This window comes from Okeania sp. KiyG1 (genome assembly GCF_014132355.1).
In the GTDB taxonomy this organism is placed as follows: domain Bacteria; phylum Cyanobacteriota; class Cyanobacteriia; order Cyanobacteriales; family Microcoleaceae; genus Okeania.
In genome coordinates, this window is the sequence record NZ_BLZO01000105.1 from 1 (window position 1) to 17,908 (window position 17,908).

General features: G+C 39.9%; 10 protein-coding genes and 1 pseudogene. 4 read left to right on the top strand and 7 right to left on the bottom strand.

What is annotated here, in order from left to right; genetic code table 11:
* Positions 1–36: 36 nt before the first annotated feature.
* Positions 37–942: a vitamin K epoxide reductase family protein gene (locus SAGCYANO_RS24740; protein WP_202222515.1), complete on the bottom strand. Its 906-nt coding sequence runs from the start codon at positions 940–942 to the stop codon at positions 37–39.
* 1,022 nt (positions 943–1,964) lie between these two features.
* Positions 1,965–2,186, bottom strand: coding sequence for a hypothetical protein (locus tag SAGCYANO_RS24745; RefSeq protein ID WP_202222516.1), 222 nt, complete (start codon positions 2,184–2,186; stop codon positions 1,965–1,967).
* Positions 2,187–2,769: 583 nt separating this feature from the next.
* On the opposite strand from SAGCYANO_RS24745, the gene SAGCYANO_RS24750 reads away from it, so the two are divergent.
* The 3 genes from SAGCYANO_RS24750 (at position 2,770) to SAGCYANO_RS24760 (ending at position 9,683) form a co-directional block, all read left to right on the top strand.
* A complete protein-coding gene (locus tag SAGCYANO_RS24750) occupies positions 2,770–3,033 on the top strand; it encodes a hypothetical protein (protein WP_202222517.1) in 264 nt (87 codons plus the stop codon).
* 1,104 nt (positions 3,034–4,137) lie between these two features.
* Entirely contained in the window at positions 4,138–5,145 is a 1,008-nt protein-coding gene (locus SAGCYANO_RS24755; RefSeq protein ID WP_202222518.1) for a phosphorylase, read from the top strand.
* Positions 5,146–6,374: 1,229 nt separating this feature from the next.
* Positions 6,375–9,683 carry a sister chromatid cohesion protein PDS5 gene (locus SAGCYANO_RS24760; RefSeq protein ID WP_202222519.1) on the top strand — a complete coding sequence of 1,103 codons (3,309 nt, stop codon included), beginning with the start codon at positions 6,375–6,377 and terminating at the stop codon, positions 9,681–9,683.
* 223 nt (positions 9,684–9,906) lie between these two features.
* Here SAGCYANO_RS24760 and SAGCYANO_RS24765 read toward each other — a convergent pair whose 3' ends face one another.
* The 5 genes and pseudogenes from SAGCYANO_RS24765 to SAGCYANO_RS24785 form a co-directional block, all read right to left on the bottom strand.
* The gene (locus SAGCYANO_RS24765) at positions 9,907–10,092 is read right to left on the bottom strand and encodes a hypothetical protein (RefSeq protein WP_202222520.1); all 186 of its coding nucleotides are present in this window, start codon (positions 10,090–10,092) and stop codon (positions 9,907–9,909) included.
* Positions 10,093–10,594: 502 nt separating this feature from the next.
* Entirely contained in the window at positions 10,595–11,368 is a 774-nt protein-coding gene (locus SAGCYANO_RS24770; protein WP_202222521.1) for a Uma2 family endonuclease, read from the bottom strand.
* A gap of 119 nt (positions 11,369–11,487) precedes the next feature.
* Positions 11,488–12,285: pseudogene (locus tag SAGCYANO_RS24775) on the bottom strand (DUF2887 domain-containing protein).
* Positions 12,286–12,345: 60 nt separating this feature from the next.
* Positions 12,346–12,525 carry a hypothetical protein gene (locus tag SAGCYANO_RS24780; protein WP_202222522.1) on the bottom strand — a complete coding sequence of 60 codons (180 nt, stop codon included), beginning with the start codon at positions 12,523–12,525 and terminating at the stop codon, positions 12,346–12,348.
* The gene (locus SAGCYANO_RS24785; protein WP_202222523.1) at positions 12,522–13,094 is read right to left on the bottom strand and encodes a zeta toxin family protein; all 573 of its coding nucleotides are present in this window, start codon (positions 13,092–13,094) and stop codon (positions 12,522–12,524) included. Before SAGCYANO_RS24785 ends, SAGCYANO_RS24780 begins: the two co-directional genes overlap by 4 nt.
* A gap of 290 nt (positions 13,095–13,384) precedes the next feature.
* On the opposite strand from SAGCYANO_RS24785, the gene SAGCYANO_RS24790 reads away from it, so the two are divergent.
* Positions 13,385–17,368: a sister chromatid cohesion protein PDS5 gene (locus tag SAGCYANO_RS24790; protein ID WP_237396653.1), complete on the top strand. Its 3,984-nt coding sequence runs from the start codon at positions 13,385–13,387 to the stop codon at positions 17,366–17,368.
* The last annotated feature ends 540 nt before the right edge of the window (positions 17,369–17,908 follow it).

Here is a 17,908-nt window from a genome sequence, read left to right on the forward strand (position 1 = left end):
TAGCGTATTATCTAAGAATTTGCGTAAGTCCTGATATTAAAGAGTATTAAAATTACCTGGACCTTTATAACCGGAATATTTTGCTAAATCCTCTAAAGAAAGTGTACCTTCGTAAGAGTTACCATTAATTTTCCAAGTCGGATATCCGGTAATGTTGGCTGCGATACATGAGCTTTGTTGAGAATTTTTGCCTTTAGGATCGCACTCAATATAATTAAGTTTATTAACAGCTTCTTGACCAAACAACCGCTTTTGGTCTTGACAGTGACCGCACCAATAAGCACCATACATTTTTGCTCCCACTTCTGTCAGATGTTCTGCTAAAGCAATTTTTGCCGGAGTCGAAGTAGTTGTAACTGCATAAATATCTTGTTTCTCAGCAATAGGACTATGAATTGGAGCATAAACCGCAAATGTTCCTACAAGAGTAACCATCCCAACAATAATAGCCGTAAAGATTAATTGCCCAATATCTTCCCAGTCACGACCGATTAATGCTAAAACAAATAGAGCTACAGAACAAATAGCCGAACCGATGCAATAAATACACAGAGATTTAATCTCAAATGCCATGATATACATCAAATAGCTACTGAAGATAGTCATGGATACACCACCCACAAACATTAATAACCAACTCCAGTTTTCTAGTTTTGAGCGTAACTCCTTCTGAGAATCTGGGTTAATTACCCAAGGACCGATCGCCATTGTTCCCATGCCAGCATAAGCTAGAAAGCCAAATAGAGCTAAAGGTAAGCCAAAAATCATAGCATAAGGACTTTCAAGTACGTTATCACAACCACCTACAGGACAAGTCACAGCTCCTCCCATGAATTTTTCTATAGCGAGATAGGCTGTAATTACTGCTCCTACTGTGGAAATACCAGCAATAATAAAACGTGAGTTATTATGAATCCAGGGTTTAGAGCGTTTACTACGCATTTATGCCTCCTTGTTTAGTACAGTTTCTTTTCATCTTATTGACTTTCCGGTCAACTGGACAATCAAATATCAAGTTTCATAGTAAATAATTTTATCCGACTTTTCCAAATGTGCTTATGGCCATCTGTACATTGCCCTACCGACGGCTCCCCTACCTGATATCATGTCCGGTTGAATACTTATTATTAAGATAGTAGGGGAGTAGGGGAGTAGGGGAGTAGGGAACCCACCCTCGCCCCTCCGCTGGAGGGGAAAATAGAAAGATTTACTGTTTAAGCACTCATGATAAGTTTTTTCCAGATCGCTCTTATCCGGACATGATATGACTCCTAATTAGGGTTTGCTTATGGAAGTCTTTTTGCAGGAGGCAAGGAGTAGGGAGTAGGGAGTAGGTAGGATGGAAAGTGTGGAGTGTCATGGTATACAGCAAAGAGGAATATCTGGCACGGGAGCAAGATGCTCCCACTGTTTTCGTAACAAACATTGCCGGACAATGCATTACCATTACAATGTACCACCACCCGTTCCATAGAACATCACTACAAGTATTATTGTTAGGACTTACGCGCCTCAAGGTATTTCTGTCATTGCGACTGAGAGGGAAACAACCTCAAGTCCTAGTTTTTTGTACCTCATGGGTAAGTACTATTAATTTTTTGTTGACAAACAGTCTCAAAGGGAAAGCTCTTAAATGTTTGTATTTCATGTACTTAGAGTTTATTGTAGCTACTCGTCTCGTTCTCAAAATCATAAGGGTCGCGCAACCCCGCCTTTTAAGGCGAAATATTTTTGGAGCGAAGCTCAAATCCCCGTTATATCAAATCCGGTTGAATACTTACTATATAGTTGAGAGTAGGGACCTACCCTAGCCCCTGCCAACCCACCCTAACCCCTCCGGTGGAGGAGGGGAATTTGGGGAGTGGGGAGTGGGGGAGATTAGATAGACATCTCCAATAATAAAAAATCTATAATCGTATTATCGTACAGAAATTATCAATTATTTCCCCCTCCATACCTACTCCCTATCCATGGAAGAGATGTCTAATATTGGAGTAATTTAAGAAATTATAAACAGATATTACATAGTCGGATTCTATGTGCAACCCCACCGGATTTGATATTACAAAAATAACTTCTGACTTCTGACTTCTGACTTCTGACTTCGTTAAGGCGATCGCATTCCAGATATAACCTTTGCCTGAAAAGTTTTTATCAATTGCTGTGGAGGTTCTTGTGTTCGGCAAAGATTGAAAAGCTACATACTCAATTATACCTGATAGACTTGATTTTGTAAAATTTTGCTGGCGGCACTTTTGATTTTTGCTTTTTATCGTTTTTAAAATTACTGTTCAAACCTCATATCAAGTCCGATTATAATAGTTTTTATCCATTTATTTCTATGTTTAACTACAATTAATATTTCTTTACTTTTGAGAAAAATAGCAACTTAAATGTTTGCTAATTTTGCCTATTTGCACATATAATTTTTTGGAGAATAATCATATTATTATCTTGACAATTTGAGTAGATAGCTGTAAAATTTTACTTGCATAATCGCTCCAATAAACAAAGATTAATTATATCATAAAGATTGATTTTTTTATTAATTTTTCTTGAGATTGAGAAGGCAAAAACTAATATTAATAATGCCAATTTGTGGATTAAGAATTTATACTCAAAGAAATAAATAATCGCTCATAAAATGAAAAAAAGATAGTAAAAAGTATTGTATTTAACAATAAATGTTCTAAACTTAGAGATATAAAAATAATATAGATAGTAATTCACTATCCAAAAAGTAAACCGATTACAGGAGATTGTTTTATAATGAAAAGGTACTTAATCCTATCTGCACTAGCTTCTCTCGGTATTTTCTTACAAGCAGGATCGGCAAACGATCAGTATAGATGCGATTTTAGATATAAAGTTGGCGCAAATGATTGGGTTAATGAAAGTGCCAGTGCAACAACTCGTTCTCTTGCTAGAAGTTCAGTTGCAAGCATTATAGAAAGTAAAGAAGCTAAAGCAAATAGAGAAGGTAAAAGTTTTGATTCAGCTAACTTGTTTTGCCGAGACGTACTTGGGGATTAATGTGAGTGATAAAGTTAGTAAGTTTCCCAACAAAAACGAATGTTTTAGTGTTGTAAATAATGAAATCAAACTCTAAGAGTAGTTGCTATTTATAGGGGTTCCCTGTTTCCAGAGGGGACTTTTTTTTTGACTCGTATATGCGGAAGGAAGAAGGAAGAAGGAAGAAGGAAGAAGGAAGAAGGAAGAAGGTTTTATACTAATTACCTTAACTATAGGTAGTACTTCAATTATTAAGTAGCATTTATGCGGAAGGAAGAAGGAAGAAGGAAGAAGGAAGAAGGAAGAAGGAAGAAGGAAGAAGGAAGAAGGAAGAAGGTTTTATACTAATTACCTTAACTATAAGTAGTACTTCAATTATTAAGTAGCATTAGATTATTGAGGCGGGGGCGGGTTCACTCAGTCATGGGTTACACCATTAACTTAACGCGGAACCCGCCCCTACTAACCATTTTTTTGGGTCTCAAATTTTGAAATATCGATCGCCTCCTCATATCAATATCGGTAGTATGATAATCGATGACTACTGACTATCATATCCAAAACTTAACTATGTCCCAAAATCAAAGGAAGAAGGAAGAAGGAAGAAGGAAGAAGGTTTTATACTAATTACCTTAACTATAAGTAGTACTTCAATTATTAAGTAGCATTAGATTATTAGCGGGGGCGGGTTCACTCAGTCATGGGTTACACCATTAACTTAACGCGGAACCCGCCCCTACTAACCATTTTTTGGGTCTCAAATTTTGAAATATCGATCGCCTCCTCATATCAATATCGGTAGTATGATAATCGATGACTACTGACTATCATATCCAAAACTTAACTATGTCCCAAAATCAAAGGAAGAAGGAAGAAGGAAGAAGGAAGAAGGTTTTATACTAATTACCTTAACTATAAGTAGTACTTCAATTATTAAGTAGCATTAGATTATTGGGGCGGGGGCGGGTTCACTCAGTCATGGGTTACACCATTAACTTAACGCGGAACCCGCCCCTACTAACCATTTTTTTGGGTCTCAAATTTTGAAATATCGATCGCCTCCTCATATCAATATCGGTAGTATGATAATCGATGACTACTGACTATCATATCCAAAACTTAACTATGTCCCAAAATCAATTGTTATTTACACCTGGCACTCTCTGGGAAAGGCTGAAACAACAAACAGAATATGCTCTAGAATGTGGCGCACTTCAACCTATACCTACTGAATACGAGTTTGTGCAACAGGATAATATTCGTTTCCTAGTACGCATTTTGTCTAATTTATCCCGGAAAGATGATGCCAAAAAACAGCAGAAAAAAAAGAAAGCAGAGACGGGCAAAGATTTTAACCCTTTTCTGCCTTATGAACAGGATTTATTTGTTGCCGATATCTCTAAAACTCATCTGTGTTTGTTGAATAAGTATAACGTTGTAGATAATCATCTACTTATTGTGACTAGAGAGTTTGAGGAACAAGAAAATTTGCTGAATTTGCAAGACTTTCAGGCTTTGGGTTGCTGTATGGGAGAATTTGATGGTTTGGCATTTTATAACGCTGGGAAAACGGCAGGTGCAAGTCAACGTCATAAACATTTACAAATGATACCTCTACCAATGGTTTTGGATGGAGAGAGAATACCCATAGAAAGAGCGATCGCTACTGCTACGTTTGATAATGGTATAGGTGTTACGTCTGAGTTTCCTTTTCGACACGCTTTGGCTAAATTAGATTCTGGTTGGATAAATTCTCCTGTTGACTATGCTGGTGAGATTTTGGCATCTTATTTTTCTTTACTCAAAGCTGTGGGGATAGAAGATGGTGATGAGAAGAGTGGGAAAAAGTCTGGTGATTATACAGGACTTACGCAAATCAACCTTAAAAACGCCATATGTAGGGGCGAATGGCATTCGCCCTCACTGGATTTAGTTTCCGTGCGTAAGTCCTGTTATAATCTTTTGGTGACGCGAGAATGGATGTTAGTTGTGTCGCGATCGCATGAGAGTTTTAAATCTATTTCTGTTAATAGTTTAGGTTTTGCGGGTGCTTTGTTAGTAAAGAATCAGGAACAGATGAAAATTATTAAGGAGCATAAACCTTTAAATATTCTTCGTGATGTGGCTAATTAGAAGGAGTCAGGAGTCAGGAGTTAGGAGGGAAGAAGAACGCTTTAGTTATCTATTAGACATCTCTAGAAAAGAGGGAGTAGGGAGTAGGGAGTAGGGAGTAGGGGGAAAGAATTGAGAAATTATCTGGGATATAGATATTGATTTTTTATTCTTGGAGATGTCTATTAGACATAGGCGTGAAAATCAAAAATCAAATCAATTATTATCCATAAATTATCAATTATTCCCTCCACGGTCGGGGGAGGGGCGAGGGGTGGGTTCCCTGTTCCCTGTTCCCTGCTTCGGTGTTCCCTGTTCCCTCTTTTCTGGAGATGTCTATTAGTTATCTAGAAAAGAAGGAAGAGGAAAGAAGGAGGAAGAAGGCTGGGTGGTGGTGCGTTTTCATTGGTCGTGCATTGTCTGGCAATGTTTGTTACCAGAACAGTGGGAGCATCTTGCTCCCGTGCCTGGTATTCCTTTCCAGAAAAGAGGGAGTAGGGAGTAGGGAGTAGGGAGTAGGGGGAAAGAATTGAGAAATTATCTGGGATATAGATATTGATTTTTTATTCTTGGAGATGTCTATTAGACATAGGCGTGAAAATCAAAAATCAAATCAATTATTATCCATAAATTATCAATTATTCCCCTCCACGGTCGGGGAGGGGCGAGGGGTGGGTTCCCTGTTCCCTGTTCCCTGCTCCGGTGTTCCCTGTTCCCTCTTTTCTGGAGATGTCTATTAGTTATCTAGAAAAGAAGGAAGAGGAAAGAAGGAGGAAGAAGGCTGGGTGGTGGTGCATTTTCATTAGTCGTGCATTGTCTGGCAATGTTTGTTACCAGAACAGTGGGAGCATCTTGCTCCCGTGCCTGGTATTCCTTTTTTAAGGAGTCAGTCCTCAGGAGTAACCCCACCCTCGCCCCTCCCCTCCCAACCCACCCCTAACCCCTCCTGGGAGGGGAGGGGAATTCAGGAGGGAAGGCTCGTAGTTGGGCTTTAGCGCTAATATATCAGGACTTACGCAAATTGACTTTTAAAGCACCATTTGTAGGGGCGCCATTCGGAGCTTTGCGGAACGCAAATGGCATTCGCCCTAGCCATAAGTAGAGTTTCTGCGTAAGTCCTGTATATGTTATTATCTAAGTTAAATTGGCCTAATTTATTGCCTTTTAACTAAATTTCCAGGTCAGGGTCGATTTTAATATTGAAGTCGAGACTCATAGGCTCCTGTTTTCTACCTCTAAAATCTAAAACAATGAAACTCTCTAACCACTTTCTCCGTAAATGGCGCTTCTTGCTGCTGTTGTTGGTGGCGTTGTTGGTTGTAAATTTGGGTCATGTTCGAGCTGCTGAGAAGTCACCCCCGGAAAACTGGCAACTCCAGGGAATATTGGCGGCCTTGGATGACTCTGACCCTGATGTTTGGGTTGAAGCTTTGAACAAAATGTCTGAGTATGACCTTAAGTCTCCTGTTGAGATTCCTTCAGAACGGGTAGAACAAATTGGAAAATTGTTGAGCGATGAATATTGGCCTGTCCGTGAAGCAGCAGCAAAAGCAGTGGGTAATCTGGGGTCAGAAGCTAAAGAATTGATTCCCCAATTGCTAGAGTTGTTTAAGGATGATGATAGGCGTGTCCGTGAAGCAGCAGCAAAAGCATTGGGTGAGATGGAGTCGGAAGTTAAAGAATTGATTCCTCAATTGTTACAGTTATTGAGCCATAGAGATTCCAATGTCCATCAAGCAGCAGTAAAAGCATTGGGTCAGATGGTATTTGAGATTGAACATCCCCAGTTGCAGCAGTTGTTAAGTTATCATCATGAGGATGTCCGTATACTAGCAGTAAAAGCAGTGGGTAATCTGGGGTCGGATGCTCAAGAATTTATTCCCCAATTGCTGCAATTGTTCGGGGATGAAAATGGGAATGTCCGTATACTAGCAGTAAAAGCAGTGGCTAATCTGGTGTCGGATGCTAAACAACTTATTCCCCAATTGCAGCAATTGTTCAGGGATGATGATTCCGATGTCCGTATAGCAGCAGCAAAAGCAGTGGGTGAGATGGGGTCAGAGGCTAAAGAATTTATTCCCCAGTTGCACCAGTTGTTGAGGGATGAAGATCAGTTTGTCCGTATAGAAGCAGCAGAAGTAGTGGGTGGGATGGGGTCAAAGGCTAAAGAATTTATTCCCCAACTGCAGCAGTTGTTGAGGGAGGATAATTTGTCTGTCCGCATAGCAGCAGCAAGAGCAGTAGTTAATTTGGGGTCCGATGCTAAAGAATTTATTCCCCAGTTGCACCAGTTGTTGAGGGATGAAAATTGGAGTATCCGTAGTGCAGCAGCAAGAGCAGTGAGTAATCTGGGGTCGGATGCTAAAGAATTTATTCCCCAGTTGCACCAGTTGTTGAGGGATGAAAATTGGAATATCCGTTTTGCAGCAGTAAAAGCAGTGGGTAATTTGGGGTCGGATGCCAAAGAATTTATTCCCCAGTTGCGGCAGTTGTTGAGGGATAAAGATAGGAGTGTCCGTAAAGCAGCAGCAGAAGCAGTAGTTAATTTGGGGTCGGATGCTCAAAAATTTATTCCTCAGTTGCGGCAGTTACTGAGGGACAAAGATGTTAATGTTCGTATAGCAGCAGCAAAAGCAGTTGTTAAAGTGGGGTCGGATACTAAAGAATTTATTCCTCAGTTGCCACAGTTATTGAGGGATAAAGATAGGAGTGTCCGTGAAGCAGCAGCAGAAGCAGTACTTAATTTGGAGTCTGATGCTAAAGAATTTATTCCTCAGTTGCCACAGTTATTGAGAGATGATGATAGGAGTGTCCGTATAGCAGCAGCAGAAGTAGTGGTTAATCTGGGGTCAGATGCTCAAGAATTTATTCCCCAGTTGCTACAGTTGTTGAGAGATGATGATTCCAATGTCCGTGAAGCAGCAGCAGAAGTAGTGATTAATCTGGAGTCTGATGCTCAAGAATTGATTCCCCAGTTGCACCAGTTGTTGAGGGATAAAAATGTTAATGTCCGTAAAGCAGCAATAATAGTAGTAGGTAATCTGGGGTCAGATGCTCAAGAATTGATGCCTCAGTTGCTGCAGTTGTTTAGCGATGAAAATCGCAATGTCCGTGGAGCAGCAGTAAAAGCAGTGGTTAATCTGGGGTCAGATGCTCAAGAATTGATTCCCCAGTTGAACCAGTTGTTGAGGGATAAAAATGTTAATGTCCGTAAAACAGCAGCAAGAGCAGTGGGTGAAATGGGACCGGAGGCTAGAGAATTGATTCCCCAACTACAGCAGTTGCTGAGGGATGATGATTCCGATGTCCGTTATATAGCAGCAAAAGCATTTGGTGAGATGGGGTTGGAGGCTAAAGAATTGATTCCCCAGCTACAGCAGTTTTTGAGGGATGATGATTGGCGTGTCCGTTCTGTAGCAGCAGAAGTAATGGTTAAAATGGGGTCGGAGGCTAAAGAATTGATGCCCCAGTTGCAGCAGTTGCTGAGGGAGAAAAGTCCTTATATCCGTCAAAATGCGGTAATAGCACTCGGTGAGATGGGGTTGGAAGCTAAAGAATTGATTCCCCAACTACAGCAGTTTTTGAGAGATGATAATTTGGCTATTCGTGGAACAGCAGCAAGAGCAGTGGGTGAAATGGGACCGGAGGCTAAAGAATTAATTCCCCAGTTGCTACAGTTGTTGAAGGATGAAGATTCCTATGTCCGTGAAGCAACAGTAACAGCAGTGGGTAAGATAGGGTTGGAGGCTAAAGAGTTTATTCCCCAGTTGCAGCAGTTGTTGAGTGATCAAGATTCCTATGTCCGTGAAGCAGCAGTAACAATAGTGGGTGAAATGGGGTTGGAGACTAAAGAGTTTATTCCCCAGTTGCAGCAGTTATTGAGCGATGATGATTACCGTGTCCGTAGAGCAGCAGTAACAGCAGTGGATAAGATGGGGTCGGAAGCTAAAGAATTGATTCCCGAGTTACTACTGTTGTTTAGCGATGATGATAAGTCTGTCCGTGAAGCAGCAATAACAATAGTGGGTGAAATGGAAAAAGAAAAGTTGAATACTCAGCAGATTTCACGAATTTTGAACATAGCTTATCAAGACTTCAGTACAGAAGCAACAGTTCGCTTTTTTGCCTACTTTTTCAGTGGTGGAGAATCTGATGCTGTCACCTTAATTCAACGGTTAGGTTCACCAATACGATATCTTTCTCTAATGGATAAGTTTGACAATAAACTCTCCATTAGTCGGGAAGAAGGCAAAAAAGTTTTAGAGATTTTGGCAAATGCTTGGGAAAAAAGCGAATCTCCAGAATTAGAACAATTAAGGGACTTGCGCCCAGAATTGAAACAACAAATTGATAAACTGGTGAAAAAGGTACATTGGCAACCAGAAGATATTAGGTTACTCAAGAGATACTACAAAAATCTCGAACACGAAAGCATTAAAGCCAAGATAGATGCTTTGGAAAGAGCACAACTGTTCTCCTTCCTGTTGAAAATTTTACTCCTTAACCCAATTACTTGGTTCATCCTCTTCTGGTTCTATTCCAAATCTCCACAAGTTTAAAGCCTATTCTGGTATACCCAGATTCGCATAATCATCTACAGGAAATTTAGGTCTTTTCAAGCTTTTAAGTCTTCTTCCTTCTTCCCTCTTTCTTACCAAAAAATGAGGTCCAAAGCCTCACCCTTTTAAGGGGATGAAATAAATATTCAATTCAGTATTTTCAAGCCCCCGACTAAAGCCGGAGGTAATTATTAATTATTAATTATTAATTATTAATTATTCATTATCCATCCCATTCCTTATCCAAGATTAATGGGATTTTTTCTGGAGGTACAATAACTACTTTTCCATTTTCCCAAATAGCGATAGACTCTCCTAATTTTCGGTGTCTTTCTAAGGCTTCAGCAATGGCTTTATTGATACCTTTAAGAAGTCTTTCTGAAAATAATTTAGGTTGTTCATTATTCATGGTTTTATCTCCATAATTTGAAAATAACTTTTAGGTTGATAAATAATCGGTGTTATGTTAATATATAGACTTAAAATAAGCTGCTGTTTTCTATAGCAGTTCTTTAACATAAGAGGTAAAGTTTTAGATCCCCCCTAACCCCCCTTAGTAAGGGGGGAACTGCTTAAAAAGGGGGGAGCTTTGAAAGTCCCCCTTTTTAAGGGGGATTTAGGGGGATCGTTAATGTACCTCATAACTATGGGAATTGCTATAATTGTTAATTTGTTAATTTTGAAGGGCAATTATTTGTGATGCAAATTACTCAAATTCTGGCAAGCTTAATTGTTCGACGACTTTGAGTAATTCTTCTGAAGATAGTTGCACTTCTATAGAAAATTTTTGCATTTTTATCTCTTAATTTTTATTTTTTAATTATTAAATGTAATGCTACATAATATCCCCCTACTACTCTTAAAAAGGGAGGAAATATGTAGCGAAGACTTTAATATTTTATCTCAGTTATCTAGTTATTATTAGCCGAATTAGCTATTTGTTGAACAACCGACAAAGGCAAGTCTAAAGATTCAGCAATTACCTCTAAACTCAATCCTAATTTAACCATTCGAGCAACTGCTTCTTGTTTGGTTTGTTGTTGACCATCAGCATACGCTTGTAATTGAGCTTCTTGAGCTTGCAATTTTTCTTGTATTGCTGACTCCTGGGGAGTTGGCACTCGTTCACCGTTGGCAGTGAAGTAACGCAGTTCACCTCCATCTACTCCCAAGTATAATTCTAATTCTTGACTCCAACGCCAACCTTCCTGATTCGGTTCAATTTCTTCATAGCGATTTTGTTGTAAGCGAAATCCCATAAATTCCATAGTTTCGGGGTCGAACCAAAAATACTCTGGGGTGCGGAAGTTGTCTTGATATAACTGTTTTTTTAAGTTGCGATCGACTCTAGCGGTAGAGTCTGATAGTAACTCAATAATTAAGTTAGGATATTTACCGTTTTCCTCCCATACTACCCATGACTTCCGAGGTTGTTTCTGGGTTTGCTTGACTAAGAAAAAGTCAGGTCCACGAAAGTCGCGAGTTTTTAGCTGCTGGCGACTGTAATAAATAGTCAAGTTGGCACCAATAAAGTAATCGTTGCGATCGCGCCACAACCATTCCAGACAAAGAACCAGCAACATGAGTTGGGTATAGTGTTGAGAGCTTTCCATTTCGGGTTCGTCGCTTTCTAGTTGAGTAGCATCGGGCATTATTGCCTCTAATTCTTGGGCAGTTAAAACCATTGCGCTTTACCTTTTTTCAGTTATCAATTATCAGTTATCAGTTAACTTGACTACCAATAAAATTGAATCATTTATCAAAAATATTCTGTAGCCAAGTTAGTATGAATCTATTCAGTTATCTAATTATTATTAGCCGAATTAGCTATTTGTTGAACAACCGACAAAGGCAAGTCTAAAGATTCAGCAATTACCTCTAAACTCAATCCTAATTTAACCATTCGAGCAACTGCTTCTTGTTTAGCTTTCTGTTGGCCTGTTTGTTCGCCTCTTTGTTCCCCTCGTTGTTCCCCAATGTCTTCACCAATTAGTTGACCATCTGCAAAGCCATCTTGGTAAAATCTGGTCTGTTTTAAATCACCTAAATTAAACATTGCTGCAATTTCCTCCCGACTTTTTTGTGGTAATTTGTAGACTATTATAGTCTCTATTAATTCGATGATATTTTCTTGTCTGACTGCATCTGTTAATTGAATTTGAGTTTTTTCAACTAACGATTTAGCCATATCAACTGCGGTTTCTTCTCGTTCTACTACCAGTTTAACAATTTCTACTCCTAATGAGTTTATTGTTGTTAACTCATCTAAATAGATTCTTTGGACTCTTTCTAAGGTCAACATATCTCCAAATTGGTGAGCTTCTTCCCTTTCAACACTACGAGTTGGATAAATAACAACTACCCGCCTTTTCAGTTATCAGTTATCAGTTATCAGTTATTAGTTGTCAGCATCTAAAGCTAAATCAGAGGTAATTATTCATTATTCATTAATAAATAATCCATCCAGACGAAATGATAATTGTTTGACTTCACGGGAAGTAAATTTGTAATTTTTGGCGTCATTTCCAGAAATACCAATTAATTCGAAAAAACTGGATGTAATTGTCAGAAATAATTTATAGAAGAAGCTGTCTGTTTTCATGTTTTGTTGTGATTTTTTTTTTAGGTTATAGGTTTGTTTGCACGAACTTTCCTAATATCATTACCATTCCTTATCCAAGATTAATGGAATTTTTTCTGGAGGTACAATAACGACTTTTCCATCTTCCCAAATAGCGATAGATTCTCCTAATTTTCGGTGTCTTTCTAAGGCTTCAGCAATTGCTTTATTGACACCTTTATGGATTCTTTCTGACAATAATTTAGGTTGCTCATTATTCATGGTTTTATCTCCATAATTTGAGAATAAGTTTGAGGTTGATAAATAATCGGTGCTTGGTTAATTCCTTTTTCTGCAATTAATTGACTGGGAAAGTTAGTGTTATCAAAAATTACCCAAGTATCACACAAAGGAATATAAGATTCAATTAAGTTTTTTTGTCCTCGGTAATAACGGCGAATTATAACATCTTTAGGGATATTATGTCCTCCGCTTGCTACTCTTTGTTTAACTCTAGCAATGGCTAATTGGGGATTATTTAACCAGAAGTACATGAGATTGATTTGATAATCTTTGTTTTGACATTGCTGGAGAAAGCGTATATAATTTAAGCCCGATAAGGTAGTTTCAAAAGCAAAGTTAATTTGATTTTGGCATAAGTATTTTAACCTTTTTCTCATTAACTTTCCAGCTTGAATGGCTACATTTTCAGGGCGAAATGGCGATAAGCCAGAGGCAATTTCATCGGCGTTGACGTATTCATAAATGTTTAGGAAATAGGGTAATATTTGCTTGGATGTGGTAGTTTTTCCTGAACCGTTACATCCTCCAATTATATATAGTTCTGGCATGGTTTAATTTATTTTAACCCGTAAATTAATAAGATATAATTATTTCATTACGAGTGGAAAAAAGCAATCTTAATTAGCCTAAATTTTTATTGATTTTCTGTTCTGGCTCAATTTAATATGTTAATATGTAGACTTAAAATAAGCTGCTGTTTTCTATAACATAAGAGGTACAGCTTTAGATCCCCCCTAACCCCCCTTAGTAAGGGGGGAACGGCTTAATAAAGTGGGGAGTCTTCAAAGTCCCCCTTTTTAAGGGGGATTTAGGGGGATCGTAAATTTACCTCATAACTTTGGGAATTGCTATATCTCTCAATCTAACGATGATGAAACTCTGTAACTCCTTTCTCCGTAAATGGCGTTTTTTGCTGCTGTTGTTGTTGGTGCTGTTGGTGATAAATTTGGGTCATGTTCGAGCTTCTGAGAAGTCATCGCCGGAAGACTGGCAACTTCAGGGAATGTTGGCGGCGTTGGATGATTCTGACCCTGATGTTTGGGTTGAGGCTTTGAAGAAAATGTCTAGGTATGACCTTAAACCTCCTGTTGAAATTCCGTCGGAGCGGGTTGAACAAATTGGAAAATTGTTGAGCAATGAAGATTCGGATGTCCGTGCGGCAGCAGCAACAGCAGTGGGTAATTTGGGGTCGGAGGCTAAAGAATTGATTCCACAGTTGCAGCAGTTGCTGAAGGATGAAGATTCGGATGTCCGTGAAGCAGTAGCAACAGCAGTGGGTAATTTGGGGTCGGAGGCTAGAGAATTGATTCCCCAGTTACTGCAGTTGCTGAAGGATGAAGATTCGTTTGTCCTTGAAGCAGCAGCAACAGCAGTGGGTAATTTGGGGTCGGAGGCTAAAGAATTGATTCCTCAGTTGCAACAGCTGTTGAGTGATAAAAATTGGCGTGTCCGTTATGCAGCAGCATTAGCAGTGAGTAATATGGATTCGGAGGTTAAACAATTTATTCCCCAGTTGCAGCAGTTATTCAGTGATGATAATTGGTCTACCCGTTATGCAGCAGCAACAGCAGTGGGTAATTTAGGGTCGGAGGCTCAACAATTTATTCCTCAGTTGCAGCAGTTGTTCAGCGATGATTATTTGTCTGTCCGTTATGCAGCAGTAATAGCAGTGGGTAATTTAGGGTCGGAGGCTCAACAATTGATTCCCCAGTTGCTACAGTTGTTCAGTGATAATGAAGAGGGAGTCCGTGAAGCAGCAGCAGAGGCAGTGGATAATATGGCTTCGGAAGCTCAACAATTAATTCCTCAGTTGCTACAGTTGTTGAGTGATAAAAATTGGCGTGTCCGTGAAGCAACAGCAACAGCAGTAGGTAATTTAGGGTCAGAGGCTAAACAATTGATTCCCCAGTTGCTACAGTTGTTTAGCGATGATAATTCGGATGTCCGTTCTGCAGTAGCGAGGGCAGTGGGTAATATGGGTTCGGAAGCTCAACAATTGATTCCGCAGTTGCAGCAGTTGTTCAGCCATGAAGATTCGGATGTCCGTTATACAGCAGCACTAGCAGTGGGTAGGATGGGTTCGGAGGCCAAAGAATTGATTCCCCAGTTGCTACAGTTGTTCAGCGATGATAATTCGGATGTCCGTTATGCAGCAGTATGGGCAGTGGATCAGATGGGTTCGGAGGCTAAACAACTGATTCCCCAATTGCAGCAGTTGTTCAGCGATGATAATTCCTCTGTCTGTGTAGCAGCAGTAGAGGCAGTAGGTAGGATGGGTTCGGAGGCTAAACAATTGATTCCCCAGTTGCAGCAGTTGTTCAGCGATGATAATTCCTATGTCCGTCAAGCAGCAGCAAAGGTAGTAAATAAGATGGGGTCGGAGGCTAAAAAATTTATTCCCCAGTTACAACAGTTGTTGAGTGATGATGAAGAGAGAGTCCGTGAAGCAGCAGCAACAGCAGTAAGTCAGATAGGAAAATTGAATACTCAGCAAATTTTACCGATTTTAAATGCAGCCCTTAAGAGCAGCTATGAAGAAGCAGGGCTTCGTTTTATCGCTTACTTTGTCAGTGGCGGAGAATCTAACACCGTTACCTTAATTCAATGGTTGGGTTCACCTCAAGAATATCCCTATGAAAATAATAAGTTTGACAATACTCGCAAAGAAGGCAAAAAAGTCTTAAAGCTCTTTGCCGAAATTTGGCAAGCAACCGAAACCCTAGATGAATTACGCCCAGAATTAGAAAGACAAATTGCCCAAGTAGTCGATCGCGTCCAATGGCAACCCCAAGACATTAACCTCCTCACAACCCACTACCAAAATTTAAAAGCTGCCAAGTCTACTCATGCTGATTCCATAAACACAAAAATCAAGATATTAAAAGGAATACAAATATTCTCCTACATCTGGAAATTTCTACTCCTTCACGCCATAACTTGGCTCATCCTCCTCTCCCTCTATCCCAAATCTCCCGAAATTCAAACCCTATTCTGGCATCCCCAGATTCGCAGAATTGCCGGACTCGGTTACATCGGTTTATTACTCACCTGGATACCATTCCTCCGCCACCGACTCCTCTCCCCTTTCCAACCCCTCCTCATAGCAGACGCCAACCTCGACAGTTTCAACCCCCAAGATTACTTTCCCGACTCCAACGTTTGCCTCAAAAATACCCACAACCTCCAACCCATCAAAACCGCCATTGCCAAAGTGCAATCTCCCATTATCCTTGAAGGAGAATCAGGTCTCGGCAAATCCATGTTCCTGCGCTACTGGGCGAAAAACTGCAAAAATCTAGTGGTTTACCTACCTGCCAGCAAATGTTCCCAAGGAGCGATCGCTGCCATCCAAGCCAAAATTCCGATTTCTCAAACAGACCGCAAATTCCTAGAAAATCTCATCTATAACAACGCCCTAGAAATTTGTATCGACGGTCTCAATGAAGTCACCCCCGACACCCGCACTAAAATCAGTTATTTCGTCGAGCGTCATTTCCGGGGTCATATTCTCCTAGCAACACAACCCCTAGATTGGATTCCACCCTCCGCCACCAAAACCTATATTCTCCAACCATTAAAACGTCAGCAAATTCGACAGTTTCTCCAGACTCGTCAGTTTACCCCATCCGCAGAAACATCAATTTCCCAATCTGAGTATGAGGAAGCTTGCGAAGAATACCTGGAAAAAACCTTCAATTCAAACAAACAGTCGGAGGAAGAGCGCAAAGCAGTCCGTCGCTTATTATCGAATCCCATGGATTTAACTATTGTGGCACAAATTCTTGCTCAGGGGAAAAACCCCGACTTGCTTAACCTGCAACAACAGCAGTATAACGTTATGGCAGCAGCATACGAGCAGATTAATTTTGATTCCTTTCCCCTAACAGAATTTGCCGAAACAGCATATCAAATGCGCCTCAACGATGAAATTAATATTCCGTCCGAGTGGAAAAAAGAGCTACATTGCATGGAAAACTACAAAATGGTTTTGCGCCGTCAACGCCATGTAGAAGGTAATTCTGGTTCCCAATGGTATTTCCGCCATGATAAAATTCAAGAATATTTTATTGTCCAGACATTTTTCGGTGAGGGGAATCAAAAATTAGAACAACATATTAATGACCCCAGATTTCGAGGAGTTTATCTATTATTAGCAACTTTGTTACCCTATAACGAAGCACTGTTATTACGAGAGAAATTATTAATAAATGCAGCCGAAACAAAAGACCATGTTGTCAGCGACCAATTTATTCAGCGATTAAACTCTCGGTCGGAATTATCCAAAAATGGTGAGAATTTGAATCTAGTGGAAATTATTAAATTGCTGATTGTCGAGAAAAATAATAATATAAATATTGAAGTAAATCCTAATATTGAAACTAACCCTAACACTGAATTTAACTCTAATACAAGGAATAAACGCATGACTGATTCTTACAGAGCAAAATATGACTTGAGAGAAGCAACTCTTCGTAATCTAGTTGAAGGGCAAAGTGAAAGTAGTGGTAACGTAGTCGAGAATGCTGAAGGTGGCAGTCAGATTATCGGAACCCAAAATAACTATGGTTCCCAAGAAAAGCAAACCCTAGCGGAAGCTGCTGATGAGATTCAAAAGTTATTGAAACAGTTGGAATCAAATAATCCCGATGCGACAGATGCAGAAAAACAAGTATTTGTCACCGCTGCCATTCCGCCAAGCAAACGGCAACGTTTTGTCGGAGCATTACAAGCAGGAGGCAAAGAAGCTCTGAAAGAATTATTAGATAATCCTTATGTTAATGTGGGAGTCGCCATTGTTGAAGGGTGGCAAAATCCAAATTAAGAGCGTTGAACGAAGTCAGAAGTCAGAAGTCAGAAGTTAACCCACCCCTAGCCCCTCCCCACCCACCCCTCACCCCTCCCAGGAGGGGAGGGGAAGTAGGGAATTTGAGCTTCGCTCCAAAAATATTTGGCCTTAAAAGGTGGGGTTGCGCGACCCAATTATTTTGATAAAAAGTTGGAACCTTGTAGGTTGGGTTGACGCAGGTTAGCGGAGCTTATCCGCAGGATAAACCCAACAACTCCTTTTGTATATTTTGTATCTGTGTAGGTTGAGTTGAGTCAGGTAAATACATGGGGCATTTTGGGTTTGTTGGGTTACGCTAGCGCTTAACCCAACCTACATTCTTTGCCCTGCTAATTATTTTGATAAAAAGTTGGAACCTTGTAGGTTGGGTTGACGCAGGTTAGCGGAGCTTATCCGCAGGATAAACCCAACAACTCCTTTTGTATATTTTGTATCTGTGTAGGTTGAGTTGAGTCAGGTAAATACATGGGGCATTTTGGGTTTGTTGGGTTACGCTAGCGCTTAACCCAACCTACA